Here is a 15950-nt window from a genome sequence, read left to right on the forward strand (position 1 = left end):
TCACTATTGGTTGAAGCAAGAACGTGCTATTCAAATTCACTAAATTCCGTCACCGATGCGACACCTTTGCTTATGTTCAAAATAACCACCTTCGTCCCTTTCGCGAGGGACTCGCCATTCTCGGAACGAACACTGATGGAACGCGTGGTTCCTTGGAGTACATACACCATTTCACCCATGCCTTTCCCGATAATCGGAACTGACAGCTTTCCTAACTGACCACTCAGCTCAAAATCGCTCTCCTTCATACTATCATCGTGCTTATAAATGACCTTCGCGTACAAAAGAAAGAAAAGCCACGCCATCACTAGCCCAGCAGCAATAGCAAGGAGAAGGATGAGTAAACCACTTGTCATACCAACCTTGTTAAGGATGTACCCCATGCCGCCAAACACCGTCAAACCTGCGAGCAAAGAGGACATATTGAACCAAGATGGGCCACTATGCCCGTGTCCATGTGTTCCGCCCGCATCGCCGTGCACCTCGAAACTGTCCACACCGAAGAGTGTAATGAGCAATGTAAGTACGAGACCTACAAAAAAACAAACTATAAACAACGTCATCATCGGCTTTACCTCCCACATAAATTTAGACGAATCTGGGAATAAAAGGTTTCGCTCTGCATGCGTAAAAAGGTAATTCTTACCTCACTACCACCCTTGGTCCGAATATGCGGAGTATGGCGAAGGAAATACCGATCGATAACTTATAAACACAGCGCATCCTTCTCGTACAACTTGCGTATAATCATTCGATGACTTATCGTTAATTCTATTAAACAGAAGGAGTAGATTATCCCATGCATTCAAAAAAATGGACTTGGTTAATTTCGGCAGCAATGGTAATCATGATGTTGACACTAACGGGTTGTCAATCAATACAAGGCTTGGAACTGGCGAAAGCTGTTCAAAATGGCGCAAATGCGAAATCCTCGGAGTCAAAAGGGACGCTGCAGCTTGAACTTGTTCCTGGCGATACTTCTAAGCTCTCCGCAGAGGAAAAAGCTGCACTTGCAGCCTTGCAAAATGTGAAAGTTGAGCTTGCTGTGAAAACACAGGATAATCAGCATGTATCTGCTGAAGGATCCATTGTTTATAGTAAGGGATCGATCCCTTTCACAATGGCAACGGAAGGAACCAAAATCAATTTAACAATTGAAGGCTCAAAGAAACCGATCGTCATTGATCTTTTGGGCGGCGCTAATATTTCTTTCTTGTCCTTCTTACCTAAAGCCCTTCAAGAACAATTTGGTAATAAATTGCTTGAGATTAAACCCGGACTTATTGGACTTATTCTAGGAAATGCCCCAGATCCAGCAAAACTTGAGATCACTTCAGTTACAGATAAAGTCAATGGCGAATCACTTTCATTGCAAAAAGCCCACGTAGAGCTTAACGGCACTGAATTGGCTTCCCTTCTGCAAAAGCTGCTAACTAACGTTCTTGCCGACGAAGCTGGCCTGAAAGAAGTGCTTAGCCAGTTGTACGATGCCCTTTACCCTGTAATTCAAGAGCAAATTAAAGCGGGTGATTCTACTATTGCCCTTCAACTTTTAACCAACAAAGAGGTTACACTTGGTTTCGTGTACTCCCCGATCCATGATTTCCTTGCAGGGCTGTCCGATGCCATCGATCCAACAAAGGATATGTTTAATGCTAAGGCATCCCTTCAAGCAGACTTCTTTATCGATGCTGATAAACAAATTCGTAAGCAAAGCATCGCGATCAACATGCCAGTTAAAGCATCTACCAACGGCGCTTCCGCGCTTAAGCTTTCTTATGTAGGTGAAACTTGGAATTTGAATAAACCTGTTACGGCAAGCACGATTAATACGACCAATGCCATTATTCTTAAACCAGATGCTACAGCAATCTTTAAAGTGCTCGCTAACTTAGAGAAACAATCTACGTTGTACAAGATGCTTAAAGAGGATTTGAAAGTAACGAATAAAGACATCAATATGGCTACTGACGGATCGGGAGCTACAGAAGAGGCTCCTCAACCATTTATTAATGCAAATGGCACGACGATGGTACCGGTTCGCTTCGTTTCCGAGCAGCTAGGTGCAGAGGTTGGTTGGAACGGCGATCTGCGTCAAGTGACGATTACAGATTACCTAACTGGAAAAGTACTTCTTTTAACGTTGGATAGCAAAAACGCAACAGTAAACGGCGCTTCCGCTCCTGAACTAGAAAGCGCAGCAACACTTTCCAACAACTCAACTTACGTGCCTATTCGCTTCATTGCGGAGCAGCTCGGCTGTGTCGTTTCCTTCAATGACGCAACACGTGTTGTAACCATTCACCGCGACTAACCCGAAAATTAGAAGCGTTTGGGCGATCACCCTTTTCGAACGGCTGAATAGTCTAGTAGTGAACCTAGGCAAAAAGCCTGCTGCGAGTACGCAGTCGTACGAGAAGGAGTGAACGTATATGTATACGAATCCGATGCAACCACAAGGTCACCAAGGTCATCAAGGGCACCAAGGACCTCATGTCGTGTACCAAGCTGATCCGAACTGGCAGAACATGATGAAACACAAAAGAGACTCGATCATGCATGCGCTACATCCACACATAGGCCGTAAGATTCGAGTAACTACGATTGATGGTCATACGCATGAGGGTGTCCTCATTAACGCGGATGGGCATCATGTGTATCTGAATATGGATCCTCAACATGGTCATCATCAAGGGCATCACAGACCGATCTACACACCAGCACAATATAACCAAATTATGACGCTCGTGCTCTTTGAACTTTTGGTTATTCTTCTGCTAGCTTAAAACAAAAAGCTCGCTCCTCAAAGCCCTCATAGGCCAAGTGGAGCGAGCTTTTCTCCTATGATGTCTCAGGCTGAAAATTACTTTGCTGTTTTTTCAGAAAAGTGGAATAAGCTTCCTTAATAATGGATATATTATCAAAGCTGCGTTAATGAATAACAAGCTCTCTGGAATACAATGAATTCCTTGAATGAGGAAGCGCAGGCACAAATTATCTTTGGAGGTTTATGAACACATGGAAACAGGTACGGTAAAATGGTTTAACGCAGAAAAAGGATTTGGTTTTATCGAAATGGAAGGCGGCAATGACGTATTCGTTCATTTTAGCGCCATTACTGGGGAAGGTTTCAAAAGCTTGGATGAAGGCCAACGAGTTCAATTTGAAGTTGTTCAAGGTAACCGCGGACCGCAAGCTGAAAATGTAGTCAAGCTGTAGTCCTTCATCACATATTGCTTTAACTGCTTGCGCGTCAAAGTCTATTATGACAAGGAGGAGTTCGATTGTACTTTTCAAAAAAGTCATTGGAACCAGTACCGGAAGAACAAACCAGCATCTGGACCTGTAGCACTGAACAGTGCTCTTGCTGGATGAGAGATAACTTTTCATTCGCCGATAGTCCCGCATGTCCGATTTGCAATTCATCCATGGTCAAGGATTTAAAGATGCTCCCCACCTTATCGAACACAAGCAGCAGGCGATGAACCCGTAATAAAGCCCCGTGTCTCCTTCATTAGGAGACCGGGGCTTTTATCATAGCTGAGATACTTACAGCGTGACCATCTTATAAAAAGGGTGGCTGAAATCCACTACTCGGGTACATCACCATGTTTTCCTCTTCTTCCTCTTTCAAGGTAGGAGTGGCTAACACGAGGATTTTCCCCCATTGCAGTTCCGTTAGGAGCCTTGCTGCCTCTCCTTCTGGCACGCCGAGCGCCATGATCTTCGCTCTGAGCTCCTCGCCGCGTGATCGGAATAGATTGGCAATCGACGTGAACAATCCTTCCTCGGCCATCGAGATCTGCTCTGCACCCGTATGCTCCGCGACGTAATCTGTACCTTCAGCACTGTGTGTCAGAACATAAATATGATCCTTTTTAAACCCTTCGTCATGCAGTTGTTGTACTTTTCTCTGCGTATCTTCAAGACTGGATGTCACACTTACTCTGGTATAAGTACTCATGGTATTTCCTCCTCGTCAATGGGGTTTTATTGGGGTGAAGCTGTGTTACCTCAAGTTGGCGTGTAGCTTTTAGATACCTCTACGTCTACCGAAAATTAAGGATACAACGAACATAATGAGGAAGACGAAGAATAAAATTTTGGCGATACCGACTGCCGTTGAGACAATCCCAAAAAATCCGAAAACACCTGCTACTAAAGCAATAATTAGAAATACCATAGCCCAACCTAACATATCCAACACCTCTCTCTTCCTCTTCAATAGGGTTCATCTTGCTATGTTATCTATTACCCAGACTCTTTAGGAATGAAACATCTCATTCCCACTTTGACTCACTTACTAGCATCCTTAGAAGGAAGGAGCCCCTTCTCAAGCCCTTCCAACCGCTTCTCTAAGCGCTGCAGCAGCTCCTTGAGCTCCATATTCTCTTGTTCTGCATGATAATTAATCGCAAAGTCTAAGATAGCTTCCTGCTTGTCTCTGGCCGCCTGACGGTTCTGACTCATCAGAATGACAGGCGCTTGAAAGGCTGAAATACACGAAAGAATGAGGTTCAGCAGAATGAACGGCGGTTTGTCATAGGCGAAATTAGTTACATTTACGATCAACCATCCGATTAAAAACACACTAATGATGAGAATGAACGACCAGCTTCCTCCAAAAGAAGCAATGTGATCCGCGAAGCGGTCTAACCGAGATGATTTCTTCTCCTGCTGCTCAATGAGGTGAGATTTAATGCTAACTTGATAGGCATTCACCATCGCTGTAATTCGTTCTAATTGATCATTATCTAGTTTAAAAACAGGATCGTTATCCAGTTCCTGAAATAGCTGCTCGGACGTACACACCTCTGAGGATAATTTCTCCGTTACTTCTTGCTTCGTCATGTTCTCCCTACTTTCTTGTAAAAGATACACTCTCGTAAGTATGTACCCTTATCTCTTATAGGGTGAAACATCCCTGCAATGAGATGTTGCAAATAAAGAGAGTACTTTCCTAAAAGACAATTCAGAGGAAAGGGAAAGAGGATTAGATGTATAACCTACAGCTAATTTGTCTAAATCTGACCTGTTTGCATGTTTAGAAGGAAAAGTTACAGCTAATTTGTTTGGAATTTGAAGAATCGAGCAAATCGAGGGGATTTAACTACAGAAAATACAGTTAACCTTTCGAATTCTAAAAATCCGATTCAAATAGATGGAGAAAATCCAGTTAGATTGCGGGAAGCAACAGTAGCAGAGGTAGCAGAGGTTCCAGAGGTAGCTGAGGTAGCAAATACAAGACTCAAAGGTCATTAACGCAAAAAGAGGCTGTCTCAAAAAGTCTAGATCGACTGTTTGAGAGAACCTCTAACACACACTTCTCCTCTATTCATGTTTACAGTAAATACGTTCTTGAGGTATGAAGTCATCATACTCCACCCCTTTGGGGACGGAAATGATCGATTCTTTCTTACCTAAGCACAAGTATCCATTTGAGACCAAACTGCCATGAAACAAGCTGTGCACCTGCTGCTGCAACGTATGGTCGAAGTAAATCATGACATTGCGGCATAGAATGGCATGAAATTCGTTAAACGAACCATCTGTGACCAGGTTATGCTGGGCAAAAATGAGATTTTCTTTAATCAGCGGCTGAAAGTACGCATATTGATGATCAGTCTTATAGTATTCGGAGAACGCTTTGGTGCCTCCGGCCTCCAAGTAATTCTTCGTATACATCTGCATTTGCTTCAGTGGAAATGCACCCCGCTGTGCTGACGCAATTGCATTCTCGTTCATGTCTGTCGCGTAAATTTTGGTTTTCTCCGCCAATCCCTCTTCCTGCATGAGGATAGCCATCGCGTATACTTCTTCGCCAGTCGCACATCCTGCATGCCAAATCCGAATCTCCGGATAGTCACGGAGCATAGGCACGACCTGATTGCGAAAAGCAAGGAAGAAGCTGGGATCTCTAAACATTTCGGTCACCCGAATGGACATATCCCCTAAGAGCTTATCGACAAACCCAGGTTCATGGAGCACTTTTTCCAGGAGAGCTGTAATGGACGGCAGCTTTTCCAGTTTCATCCGATTAAGAATTCGTCTACGCAAGGAGGAACGTACATAATGGCGAAAATCAAAACCATACATTTGAAACAAACCTTCTAAGAGTAGGTTAATCTCGATATTTTGCAGTTCGTCATAAGGCAGCTCATCCAACTCAGCGTATGCATCTTTGGAAGATTGACGTATCAATGCTTCTTCACCTGCTTCGTTAGCCACACCCGCATGAGCGAAAATAACTGCTCCATATTGATTGGTTTGGTAATGTAATCAGACGCGCCTGATTCCAAGCATTTTTCTTTCTCACTCTTCATGGCTTTGGCCGTAAGCGCTATGATCGGCAGATCGTGCAGCTCAAGCTGCCCGCGGATCGCCTTCATCGCCTCGTAACCGCCCATAATCGGCATCATAATATCCATGAGCACCAGGTCGTAATCACGTTTTTGCGAAAGAATATCCAAGGCATCCTTCCCATTATGCGCAACTTCAACGATAACTCCCTTGGTTTCCAGTACAGACACCAGCGCGAAAACATTACGAGCATCATCATCGACCAACAATACTTTTTTACCTTCAAAAAGGTGGGAATCCGTGCTAACCGGCAGCGTAAACTGCGAATCCGTATGGAGTGAACTCATTCTTTCAGAGGTCGTTTCAAACTTGTGCACCTCGCCACCAACTAACTCAATAGCAGCTGCAATTTCAGCTCTAGGTGAGCCTTCTTTAACTGCATCCTCTACACTCTTTTCCCTCGCATTCGGAATATAAAGGGTGAAAGTGCTGCCTATGTGCATCTCACTTTTCACTACAATGGTGCCTCCTAGCAATCGCGTAAACTCACGACATATGGATAGACCAAGACCCGTGCCGCCATACTGACGATTCGTAGTGCCATCAACTTGTTGGAACGCTTCAAAAATCATTTGTTGCTTATCGATTGGAATCCCAATACCCGTGTCCTTCACGGAGAAGGCTAGGAGCGTCTCTTCCGGTTGTAGGTGAAGGAGCTCTTTGACACGCACTGATTCAGCACGCGCAATTTTCAAGCTGACCGTCCCTTTTTCCGTAAATTTAAAAGCATTAGACAATAAATTTTTCAAAATTTGCTGCAAGCGCTGACCATCTGTCAACATCACGTCCGGCACGTCTGGCTCTAGCTCAACTTCGAACTCCAGACCTTTTTTGGCGGCGACCGGAGCGAACATCATGGTCATTGCTTGCGGAATTTCAGTCACATTGACTTCATCCGTCATAATTTCTATTTTACCCGCTTCTACCTTGGATAGATCCAAAATATCATCAATTAGCGCCAGGAGATCTTTCCCTGCCCCATAAACGACATTCGAATAATCAACAACCTCCGACATCTCCATGTCGCCATTACTCTCTGCCAGCATCTGCGATAAAATCATAATACTATTCAACGGCGTTCGCAGCTCATGCGACATATTCGCCAAGAAGTCCGACTTGTACTTGGAGCTTGTTTCCAGCTTCATTGAGTAGTCTTCTAGCTCGTCCTTTGCTTTTTTGAGCTCGAGCGCTTTCTGCTCCGCAAAATGATTCTGTTCCTCCAGGAACTCGTTTGTCATTCGCAGCTGTTCTTGCTGCATCTGGAGTTCCTCAGACTGCGTCTGAAGCTCTTCGGATTGCGCTTGGAGCTCTTCGGTCAGAATTTGCGATTCGGAAAGCAGACGCTCTACTTCCATTCGGCTGCGAACACTCGTAATCGCGGTTCCGAACTTATCTTGCAAGGAATCTAGCAGCGTCAGATGCTTGGATTGAAAGTGATCGAGAGAAGCAAGCTCAATAACAGCCTCTGTTCTACCCTCAACAAGAATAGGGGCCACAAGCAAGCTGCGCGGTCTGGAACTGCCTAAGCCGGATGTGAGCTTCACATGATCCTCTGGTAAATTATCTACGAGAAAAATCCGCTGGTCTAACGCACACTGACCTACAAGTCCTTCACCGGACCGGAAGCTGATCGATGACATATCCTGACCCATGGACGCGTATCCTGCTATTTTCATATAGGAAGGCTTGCCATCCGTAAGCTGCTTCAGATAAATGACGCCATAACATGCACCAAGCATAGGGGCCAGTTTATTGATGACCATTTCGCATAGCACCTTACTGTCATTGATCCCTTGATATAAGGTGGATATATCGGTAATCCCCTTCTGAATCCAACTTTCTTTCTCTAATTCGGCTAACAAGTCATTGGTCGCCTCAGCCAGATGGCGAATTTCGTCGTTAGACGTAATATCAATTCTAGATGAGAGGTTGCCATCGGTAGACGAAATGTCACGAATCCTTTGACTAACCTGCCCAATGGTTCTTGTTATCGAATTGGAAAGCACCAAAGCCACAGCAATAGAGATTAGAGATATAAGGCCCAACAGCGAAAAAAGAACAATCCGCAGGTTACTTGTGCTCCCCTTTAATTGTTCAACACGATTAGAAGTTAACTTTTTCTCTGTTGTTAGAAAGGATTCAAACTGCAACCGCATTTCATCCATTATTTTCTTGCCGGAGTTCAACTTAAAGAAATTATTGAGCGCTGCGGTATCATTGTTCTTCTTCAACTGGACTGCTGGTTCACTAGCTGTTTTCACGTAATTCTGAATGGTCGTTTCTAAGGTTTTCAGACTTTGCAGTTGGGCTGGGTTATCATTAATCAGTACACTTAACTTCGTATAATTATCCACCCAAGTTCGACTTCCGGCATCATACGGCTCTAGATACTGCACATCTCCTGTAATAACGAATCCGCGCATCCCGGTTTCCATATCCAAAATATTTTTTTGTAAGGCACCTAGGAGATCATGCACTTCAATATCATGAACAGAGACAAAATCGACCTCTTTCTGAAGATCGGACATACGGTTGCTTACGACTAAGAGCGCAATACCAAGGCATAAAATAATAGATAAATAGCCAATTAATATCTTGGCTTTAATAGTCACATGAATAGACTTAAACATAAGGATGTGCCTCCAAGTACAGAGATTTGCAGTATATTATGTAAACATACTGCAAATCTACTATACCACATCAACGCGGTAGCTAGAATGTAATTAATGTGATTCTGATGAAATTTTTACCAGTAGTTGTTCTAATTCTGGGGAGGAATCGGGGTAGGCCAAGCTCATACTCTCTAGCGCATGCACCGCAATTTGCAGCACCGCCCAATCTCGGTACCACCTGTGATTCGCAGGAACAAGATACCATGGAGCGGTAGCCGAACTACAACTTTTAAACACAGCTTCATAGGCTTGCTCATACGCCTTCCATGACTCACGTTCAATCAAATCATTCTTATCAAATTTCCAGTGCTTTGTTGGATCCATCAGCCGATTCTTCAGTTTGGCAAGCTGAAAATCCTTGGAGATATGCAGAAAAATCTTAACGAGTTTAACACCGCTGCTCTCTAGTAATTTCTCAAATTGATTAATTTGCTTGAATCTGCGCTTTGCCTCTGAATCCGTAACCGTACCATGGACTCTTGTAATGAGAACATCTTCATAGTAGGAACGAATAAAGGCACCAATCATCCCTTTGGCAGGAACGACCTTATGCGCGCGCCACAAAAAATCATGAGCAGCCTCTTCTTCCGTAGGTGTGCGGAAGCTATGAACTTCAAAGCCTTGCGGATGTAATCCGCCAAGCGCATGTTTCACAACCCCGTCCTTCCCGCTGCAGTCCATCCCTTGGATGACAAATAGGACGGACTGCTGCTTCTGAGCGTAGAGGATGTCCTGCAGTTCTTGCAAGCGCTCGGCAAGTCGTTCCATCTGGGACTCCGCCTCTTCTCGGTCATGTAGGCCTTCCGTTTCATCGGGGTTTATGTGGGCTAGTCGAATCTTCTTATCCGAATCCAACTGAAAATGACGATAAGGCATATAAAGCCTCCTTCATGACTGCTGTGATAAGACGGTCTTTAACTTTGTCATGGCACGTTTCTGAATCCGCGAAACACTCATCTGAGAAATACCAAGCTGGTCTGCGATATGCCGTTGAGAATAACCTTCATGATAGATCAAGGCAATGATACGGCGCTCTTCTTCCTTCAAACAGGTCATCGCCTCTTCTAGATCCATCTGCCTCTCAAGATCAGCATAATCATTCGTTGACCCTGCAATCATATCTCCAATGGTTGCACTGTCACCCTCCGTTGCAAGAGGGGTGTCGAGCGAAGTGTAGTGATAATAGTCGCGCCCAGCCAGAATCTCTATCGTTTCCTCTGGGCTCAACTCCAGGTATGCAGCAATTTCATCGACATTCGGTGAACGTTCCAGCTTAACCGTCAATTCATCTAATGCCCGTTGAACTTGTGAACCCTTCTCCTTAATACGTCTGGGAACCTGTATGTACCAAGATTTGTCACGAAGGTAGTTTTTGAGATGGCCAATCACACATTTCATCGCATACGCTTCGAAGGGAATGTCCATCGTGCTGTCATACTGCTTAAATAGTCGCAGCATCGACATTTGCCCAACTTGAAAGAGATCTTCATAGAGATCTGGGCGGCTTCGCGACATTTTGCCAGCTGCCATACGAACGATAGGTTCGTAGTGCAGCAGCAATGCCGTAGCCGCCTCTTCACATGCTGTTTCTTTGTAGATCTTCATTTTGGAATACATTTCGTATAAGGGCTTGGAGGTAGCGGAAGATGCCTTAGCATTCATACCAGTTCCTCTTTTCTACTCGCCTGCCCTGCCAACTGTTTCGTGAGTATAATTTCGGTTCCCTTACCTGTGTGTGTCAGCACCTGCACATCATCCATCAGCGCTTGCATCAGAAAGAGGCCTAAACCGCCAATATCGGCTTCGCTAACTGATTTATTATGCAGGCTCGCGTCATCATGGTTCGTTTGCACATAATGAAAGCTGCGGCCCTCATCTTTGACCGATATTTTCATGAATCCGTTACTGCATTCAAATTGAAGTTCTATATTTCCTGACTGTTCCTCCTCATAAGCATGCAAGATTGCATTGTTACATGCCTCGGCTACAGCCACTTTCATATCTTCAATATCTTCAAAGGCGAAGCCTGCTTTAGTGGCAACTCCATATAACGTTAATCTCACAATGTCTAAATAGTCTGCTTTGGCGGGTATCGTCAGTCCGATGTATGGGCTCATATGATCTCTTCTTTCCTTTCTGTTACGCGCTCGAATTGATCTAAACGACCACTGTTTTCTAAATAACGGGCAATACCAGTTAGCTCAAACAATCGCTGGATTTTGGCCGGAACGTGGTGGATACGAAGAGGTGCATGCATCGCCGCTCTAATCTTAAGTACAGAAACGAACATCCCAATACCCGTACTATCAATATAACGTAATTCCTTCAAATCTAAGGTTAATGCCTCATCATACTTGTTGACAACGGAATCTAACACCACAGCCAACTCAGGTGCTGCGGATAAATCGAGCTCTCCACTCAAGTATATCGTATTCTCATTTCCATTCGAATGTTTATAGACGAAAAATTTGCGTATAGCGTTCACGTGATGACCCCTCTCTATTTTACACGGCTAGCATGCGAAGTTGGTTTTTTGGCTCTGATTTGCTGCCACATCTCAATGGACATTTCAGCTCCTTGTAACAGCGTCTTCCATTTAGAGACTATCTTAGGAGCTTCGCTTGGTATCCCTGTTTGTTTCACAGCAGAAATCAAGCCTGAAGCGGATTGCTTTACAGAGGTTGTTAATTCTTTCATAACTTGGCCGACGTCACTCACGGAGCTGAATAAGCTGTTAAGTTTCGCAAGTTTCACTCGCACGTCGATGGCCATCTCATTCGTATTGAGAATAACATCCTTTACATCCGACGTAATCTCAGATACTTCATTCTTCATTTGACCCATCGTACTCGTTATTTCATCAAGCGAATGTTTGAGTGATTTTAACGTTTGAATCAAATAGAACACGAGAAACACGAAAGCTACCGCAGCAATAATGGCACTGATTTGAACTAACATTGGAATCCCCCCTGACGTCTTAGTTATTAAGTAGTACCCTAATCGTTCGAATTTGAAACACCCTTATTTTTAAAATTAAATTTTCTACTACTCGTGTTTCAAATTGAGCTGGACAGGGTATTTCATGCTATACACCCATTTGCTTTACATAATGAACTATGGAGGGATTACAATGGTCAAATTAGCTACGAAAGCCAGTCCAATTACCAACCTGCTGGATAAGCAAGTCGCCAACTTCTCAGTCCTTTATATGAAGCTGCATCATTTTCATTGGTATGTAAAAGGTGAGAATTTCTTTACCTTACATATTAAATTTGAGGAGCTTTATACGGAAGCTGGACTCCATCTGGACGTCATTGCAGAGCGAATGCTTTCCCTTCGCGCTAAGCCAACAGCTACTTTACAGGAACAGCTACAACTAGCTTCCGTTAAAGAAGCGAAGAACATGGAATCCGCGGAAGAGATGGTTAAGCAGATTTATACCGATTTCACCGCAGTTTGTGCAGAACTCACCGAAGGCATTGAGCTGGCGGAAGAGAACAAGGATCAACCGTCCGCTGACATGCTGATTGGTATCCGTTCATCGTTAGAGAAACATAACTGGATGCTCGAAGCGTATCTGGGTAAATAAACGTAACAAAAAACCACGGAATGGCGGTTAACCCGTCAATCCGTGGTTTTTGTTTATACATATTTAACAAGGGTAACCTCTGTCCCGTCTTGCGTATCGATCACGACTTCATCCATTAAAGCCTGCATAAGGTAAATCCCTAGACCACCGGTTTGCAGCTCACTTGGCGAAGTACCTGAGAACGGTCCTGTCTGCCTATTGGGATCATGCGTCTCATAGCCAGTACCGTCATCCTTCACTTTTACCTTTAAGAATCCTTCACCCAACTCATAACGAATCTCAATTTGACCGTTGCCGATCTGCGGCTCTCCATGTAGAATCGCATTATTGCACGCCTCGGAAACGGCTACTTTTAAATCTTCGATATCCTCATAAGAAAACCCCAGCTTAGATGCAACGCCGTATAGACTCAGTCTTACCAAATCCAAATATTCTGCCGATGCCGGAATTTGTAAGCGAATTACATTCATGCGCTACCTTCGATCCCTTCGTTAAGGAATCCTGAAATACCCGTTAAATCGAAAAGTTTGCGAATAGTGGATGGAATATGATGCACCGCAAATGGCATCTTCAACTCATCTCTAATTTTCAAAGCGGAAACAACGATCCCAATACCTGTACTATCGATATATCTTAGCTGACTTAAATTAAGGATTAACGCCTTATCCTCTCGGTGAACAACAGCCTCGAGAGCTTGACGAAACGTTTGAGCTGCTGCCAAATCTAACTCTCCACTAATATGAAGCTGGATCGATTTCTCTAGTTCTACTTGTTCAACCTGGAACTTTTCTGCAGACATAAGCCACACTCCTTTAGTTAAAGTCATTCCCTAAATAGTAACAAGCCTACAGTTTTTATACAAGTTCTCTTGCATACGCTACCTTCTGCTGAACACACCTATACACTGGCTCTCACTAGGGAGGGCCAGCAGTTAGGAGGGCATCGTCTCTCTCATACGATGCCCTTTTTTTCAGCGACCAAGGGATGAGCAAGCTCTCCGCACAGCACGGCGCCTTGCTCAACAACCACCTGTTTGTCCAATATGACGTAATCCAAATACACACTAGATTCGATGGCACAGTCCTGCATGATGACACTATTCCTAACGCTGGCCCCTCGGCTCACGGTCACACCGGGGAACAGTATACTGTTCTCCACATAGCCTTCAATTCGGCAGCCTGGACCCAGAAAAGAATTACGAATTAACGAGGCCTCATAGCAATCGATGTCAGATTCATCTTCTTTGCACGTATACACAGACTCCTGATTCATCATAAATTCCTTCCAGCCTTGCGGTTGCAAGAGCCTCATACTGTGCGCATAGTAACTTTCAATAGAATCCATGATGGCTACATAACCATGATTAGCATACCCCTGAACATGCAGGTCTGCCAGATGTGCAACGATCATGTCCTTCAGGTACCCCTGATAGCCTTGCTCAACGCTACGCTCGATGATATGAACCAACAGCTCCCTGGACAGCACCATCGTTTCTAGATCGATACGATGTGGCGTCAACGTTGGGAGTTCATGATAGACTTGTGAAACGCTAATCACACGACCTTGCTCGTTCATCTCCAAGTTGAAAGCTTTGCCGATATGAGCATCACGGTCAATCTCCGCAACATGCTGATAGAGCAGCGTAATGTCTGCACCGCTGCTCCTATGGTAATCGACCATATTCTCGAAATTCATCCGATAAATCACACTGCTTGGCGCCAGTAACACGTACTCTTCTGTGAAGGCCTTCAATTCTTCGAGATGACTGTACAAATGAGACAAGTCACCTTCCTGGGATAGCTGGGTTATGGCAGGCGCAAGGATGGAGACACCTCCGTCAGATCCGGTTAACCCCCAATGCTGGCCGTCGCCAACGTGTTCCAATAGTGAATTCGCCTTGGGGCTAGCAAGCAGCAACACCTTCTGAATGCCCGAATTGCTCATGTTGGAAAGCGCAAAATCGACTAACCGATACCGACCTGCAAAAGGCACGGCACCCACACAACGATTGCGTGTCAGTGTCGATAATTCATCCTGTTCATTCATGAGGTTGATCATGCCAAGAACATTTTTCATGATGAGCTCCTCCTTCATATTTAGCACAACTTACATCGTAAGCATTCCAGTGGTTGTTGCTTTAGCCGAAATTCACCCTCGTATTCGTCAGTTTGACAGGGATTGTCGCTGGATAGTGACGTCCAACAACCGTTTTTTCAGCAATCACAGAGATGCTATCACTTCCAGGCTTTCCAACCATGGCGCCATCTTTGATGACCGCGCCTTCCCCCACAATCGCATTGAGGATAAGTGCGTTTTTACCGATGCTTACGCCGGGCATGATAATACTGTTCATCACCCTGCTGCCCTCGCCAACCCTAACGCCTTCAGAAATAACCGAATGACTAACACTACCTTCAATCTGGCAACTGTCGCCGATCATGGCATTATTCACTCTAGCTGTTAAAGCCACATAACCTTTGGTGTACTCCCGTTTCGGCGTTAACAAAGGCCAGTGCTCCTTATCTATTTGCAATTTGGGGTTATATCCCAGTAAATCCATATGAGATTCCCACAAACTTTCGATCGTTCCGACATCTTTCCAATAACCCTCATAAGGAAAAGCCGATAAGTTAGCACCTGCTTGCAGCAGTCCGGGAATAATATTTTGACCAAAATCGTGGTTCGATGTTTCGTCATTCGCATCCTCTTCTAAGCATGTCTGAAGGACATCCCAGTTAAATAGATACACGCCCATGGAGGCCAAATTGCTAATTGGATTGCGCGGTTTCTCGCTAAAACCGGTAATACGAGCGTTCTCGTCTGTGCTCATAATGCCGAAGCGGCTCGCCTCTTCCATTTTTACGGGTGTAACTGCAATAGTAGCCACAGCTCCGGATTTCTTGTGATGGGCCAGTAATTCTCTATAGTCCATGTTATAGATGTGATCACCCGATATAATCAGGACATACTCTGGGTCATGCGCTCGCAAGAAAGATGCATTTTGATGTATCGCATCCGCCGTACCCGAGTAGGCATTAGGCGCCCCAACCTGCCTTTCCAGCAGCGAAATTCCCGTGCGCTCACTCGCCATACCCCATGCTTCTCCATTGCTGATATGGGCGTTTAACACAGCTGGCTTATATTGTGTCAGAACACCAATCGTGTTAATCCCGGAATGACGGCAGTTGCTCAACGTAAAATCAATAATTCGATATTTCCCTCCAAAATGAACAGCTGGTTTGGCGTTATTCTTCGTTAATGGACCCAGTCTAGTCCCTTCCCCACCTGCTAATAGCATAGCTACACATTCCTGCTTCATCATCGTTATC

General features: G+C 44.6%; 20 protein-coding genes. 5 read left to right on the forward strand and 15 right to left on the reverse strand.

Annotated elements, in window-relative coordinates:
* Positions 1–26 precede the first annotated feature (26 nt).
* On the reverse strand, positions 27–566 hold the full coding sequence (locus AC58QM_RS25060; protein ID WP_497287559.1) for an NfeD family membrane protein: 540 nt from the start codon (positions 564–566) through the stop codon (positions 27–29).
* A gap of 233 nt (positions 567–799) precedes the next feature.
* Here AC58QM_RS25060 and AC58QM_RS25065 point away from each other — a divergent pair, with 233 nt between their 5' ends.
* The 4 genes from AC58QM_RS25065 (at position 800) to AC58QM_RS25080 (ending at position 3485) form a co-directional block, all read left to right on the forward strand.
* Positions 800–2314, forward strand: coding sequence for a copper amine oxidase N-terminal domain-containing protein (locus tag AC58QM_RS25065; protein ID WP_497287560.1), 1515 nt, complete (start codon positions 800–802; stop codon positions 2312–2314).
* 118 nt (positions 2315–2432) lie between these two features.
* Positions 2433–2786 carry an acetyl-CoA acetyltransferase gene (locus AC58QM_RS25070; protein WP_497287561.1) on the forward strand — a complete coding sequence of 118 codons (354 nt, stop codon included), beginning with the start codon at positions 2433–2435 and terminating at the stop codon, positions 2784–2786.
* A gap of 232 nt (positions 2787–3018) precedes the next feature.
* Positions 3019–3219 (forward strand): cold-shock protein, encoded by a 201-nt coding sequence (locus tag AC58QM_RS25075; RefSeq protein WP_028555458.1) that lies wholly within the window; start codon positions 3019–3021, stop codon positions 3217–3219.
* Between the two features lie 65 nt (positions 3220–3284).
* A complete protein-coding gene (locus tag AC58QM_RS25080; protein ID WP_082562262.1) occupies positions 3285–3485 on the forward strand; it encodes a cold-shock protein in 201 nt (66 codons plus the stop codon).
* Between the two features lie 80 nt (positions 3486–3565).
* Here AC58QM_RS25080 and AC58QM_RS25085 read toward each other — a convergent pair whose 3' ends face one another.
* The 10 genes from AC58QM_RS25085 to AC58QM_RS25130 form a co-directional block, all read right to left on the reverse strand.
* On the reverse strand, positions 3566–3964 hold the full coding sequence (locus AC58QM_RS25085) for a YflT domain-containing protein (RefSeq protein WP_497287562.1): 399 nt from the start codon (positions 3962–3964) through the stop codon (positions 3566–3568).
* Positions 3965–4033: 69 nt separating this feature from the next.
* The gene (locus AC58QM_RS25090) at positions 4034–4198 is read right to left on the reverse strand and encodes a DUF1328 domain-containing protein (protein ID WP_497287735.1); all 165 of its coding nucleotides are present in this window, start codon (positions 4196–4198) and stop codon (positions 4034–4036) included.
* A gap of 98 nt (positions 4199–4296) precedes the next feature.
* Positions 4297–4851 (reverse strand): DUF1003 domain-containing protein, encoded by a 555-nt coding sequence (locus AC58QM_RS25095; RefSeq protein ID WP_497287563.1) that lies wholly within the window; start codon positions 4849–4851, stop codon positions 4297–4299.
* A gap of 480 nt (positions 4852–5331) precedes the next feature.
* Complete coding sequence (locus AC58QM_RS25100) at positions 5332–6201, reverse strand: CheR family methyltransferase (protein WP_497287564.1); 870 nt, start codon at positions 6199–6201, stop codon at positions 5332–5334.
* Positions 6198–8990 carry a CHASE3 domain-containing protein gene (locus tag AC58QM_RS25105; protein ID WP_497287565.1) on the reverse strand — a complete coding sequence of 931 codons (2793 nt, stop codon included), beginning with the start codon at positions 8988–8990 and terminating at the stop codon, positions 6198–6200. The genes AC58QM_RS25100 and AC58QM_RS25105 overlap by 4 nt, the downstream gene beginning before the upstream one ends.
* Before the next feature lie 93 nt (positions 8991–9083).
* Positions 9084–9908, reverse strand: a complete 825-nt coding sequence (locus AC58QM_RS25110; RefSeq protein WP_497287566.1) for a PPK2 family polyphosphate kinase — start codon at positions 9906–9908, stop codon at positions 9084–9086.
* Between the two features lie 12 nt (positions 9909–9920).
* On the reverse strand, positions 9921–10649 hold the full coding sequence (locus AC58QM_RS25115) for a sigma-70 family RNA polymerase sigma factor (protein WP_497287736.1): 729 nt from the start codon (positions 10647–10649) through the stop codon (positions 9921–9923).
* A gap of 41 nt (positions 10650–10690) precedes the next feature.
* Positions 10691–11149, reverse strand: coding sequence for an anti-sigma B factor RsbW (gene rsbW, locus AC58QM_RS25120; RefSeq protein WP_497287567.1), 459 nt, complete (start codon positions 11147–11149; stop codon positions 10691–10693).
* Entirely contained in the window at positions 11146–11517 is a 372-nt protein-coding gene (locus AC58QM_RS25125; RefSeq protein ID WP_497287568.1) for an STAS domain-containing protein, read from the reverse strand. Before AC58QM_RS25125 ends, rsbW (AC58QM_RS25120) begins: the two co-directional genes overlap by 4 nt.
* A 14-nt stretch (positions 11518–11531) precedes the next feature.
* Complete coding sequence (locus tag AC58QM_RS25130; protein WP_497287569.1) at positions 11532–11990, reverse strand: DUF948 domain-containing protein; 459 nt, start codon at positions 11988–11990, stop codon at positions 11532–11534.
* 172 nt (positions 11991–12162) lie between these two features.
* Here AC58QM_RS25130 and AC58QM_RS25135 point away from each other — a divergent pair, with 172 nt between their 5' ends.
* On the forward strand, positions 12163–12621 hold the full coding sequence (locus AC58QM_RS25135) for a Dps family protein (protein ID WP_497287570.1): 459 nt from the start codon (positions 12163–12165) through the stop codon (positions 12619–12621).
* A 53-nt stretch (positions 12622–12674) separates the two neighbouring features.
* Here the strand turns inward: AC58QM_RS25135 and rsbW (AC58QM_RS25140) are convergent, their stop codons facing one another.
* From rsbW (AC58QM_RS25140) to AC58QM_RS25155, 4 genes are all read right to left on the reverse strand, one after another.
* A complete protein-coding gene (gene rsbW / locus AC58QM_RS25140; RefSeq protein WP_497287571.1) occupies positions 12675–13091 on the reverse strand; it encodes an anti-sigma B factor RsbW in 417 nt (138 codons plus the stop codon).
* Positions 13088–13420 carry an STAS domain-containing protein gene (locus tag AC58QM_RS25145; protein WP_497287572.1) on the reverse strand — a complete coding sequence of 111 codons (333 nt, stop codon included), beginning with the start codon at positions 13418–13420 and terminating at the stop codon, positions 13088–13090. Before AC58QM_RS25145 ends, rsbW (AC58QM_RS25140) begins: the two co-directional genes overlap by 4 nt.
* A 152-nt stretch (positions 13421–13572) precedes the next feature.
* Positions 13573–14697: a glucose-1-phosphate adenylyltransferase subunit GlgD gene (glgD, locus tag AC58QM_RS25150; RefSeq protein ID WP_497287573.1), complete on the reverse strand. Its 1125-nt coding sequence runs from the start codon at positions 14695–14697 to the stop codon at positions 13573–13575.
* 61 nt (positions 14698–14758) lie between these two features.
* Complete coding sequence (locus tag AC58QM_RS25155) at positions 14759–15943, reverse strand: glucose-1-phosphate adenylyltransferase (RefSeq protein WP_497287574.1); 1185 nt, start codon at positions 15941–15943, stop codon at positions 14759–14761.
* Positions 15944–15950: the final 7 nt, after the last annotated feature.

Source organism: Paenibacillus sp. J22P165 (assembly GCF_059692015.1).

Bases quoted from the DNA above. Each gene is read 5' to 3' on its own strand.
- AC58QM_RS25115 (WP_497287736.1), bottom strand. From the start codon at position 10,649: ATGTATTCCAAAATGAAGATCTACAAAGAAACAGCATGTGAAGAGGCG.
- AC58QM_RS25075 (WP_028555458.1), top strand. From the start codon at position 3,019: ATGGAAACAGGTACGGTAAAATGGTTTAACGCAGAAAAAGGATTTGGT.
- AC58QM_RS25155 (WP_497287574.1), bottom strand. From the start codon at position 15,943: ATGATGAAGCAGGAATGTGTAGCTATGCTATTAGCAGGTGGGGAAGGG.
- AC58QM_RS25110 (WP_497287566.1), bottom strand. From the start codon at position 9,908: ATGCCTTATCGTCATTTTCAGTTGGATTCGGATAAGAAGATTCGACTA.
- AC58QM_RS25145 (WP_497287572.1), bottom strand. From the start codon at position 13,420: ATGTCTGCAGAAAAGTTCCAGGTTGAACAAGTAGAACTAGAGAAATCG.
- AC58QM_RS25065 (WP_497287560.1), top strand. From the start codon at position 800: ATGCATTCAAAAAAATGGACTTGGTTAATTTCGGCAGCAATGGTAATC.
- AC58QM_RS25085 (WP_497287562.1), bottom strand. From the start codon at position 3,964: ATGAGTACTTATACCAGAGTAAGTGTGACATCCAGTCTTGAAGATACG.
- rsbW (WP_497287571.1), bottom strand. From the start codon at position 13,091: ATGAATGTAATTCGCTTACAAATTCCGGCATCGGCAGAATATTTGGAT.
- AC58QM_RS25105 (WP_497287565.1), bottom strand. From the start codon at position 8,990: ATGTTTAAGTCTATTCATGTGACTATTAAAGCCAAGATATTAATTGGC.
- AC58QM_RS25135 (WP_497287570.1), top strand. From the start codon at position 12,163: ATGGTCAAATTAGCTACGAAAGCCAGTCCAATTACCAACCTGCTGGAT.
- rsbW (WP_497287567.1), bottom strand. From the start codon at position 11,149: ATGAGCCCATACATCGGACTGACGATACCCGCCAAAGCAGACTATTTA.
- AC58QM_RS25095 (WP_497287563.1), bottom strand. From the start codon at position 4,851: ATGACGAAGCAAGAAGTAACGGAGAAATTATCCTCAGAGGTGTGTACG.
- AC58QM_RS25060 (WP_497287559.1), bottom strand. From the start codon at position 566: ATGATGACGTTGTTTATAGTTTGTTTTTTTGTAGGTCTCGTACTTACA.
- AC58QM_RS25070 (WP_497287561.1), top strand. From the start codon at position 2,433: ATGTATACGAATCCGATGCAACCACAAGGTCACCAAGGTCATCAAGGG.
- AC58QM_RS25090 (WP_497287735.1), bottom strand. From the start codon at position 4,198: ATGTTAGGTTGGGCTATGGTATTTCTAATTATTGCTTTAGTAGCAGGT.
- glgD (WP_497287573.1), bottom strand. From the start codon at position 14,697: ATGAAAAATGTTCTTGGCATGATCAACCTCATGAATGAACAGGATGAA.
- AC58QM_RS25130 (WP_497287569.1), bottom strand. From the start codon at position 11,990: ATGTTAGTTCAAATCAGTGCCATTATTGCTGCGGTAGCTTTCGTGTTT.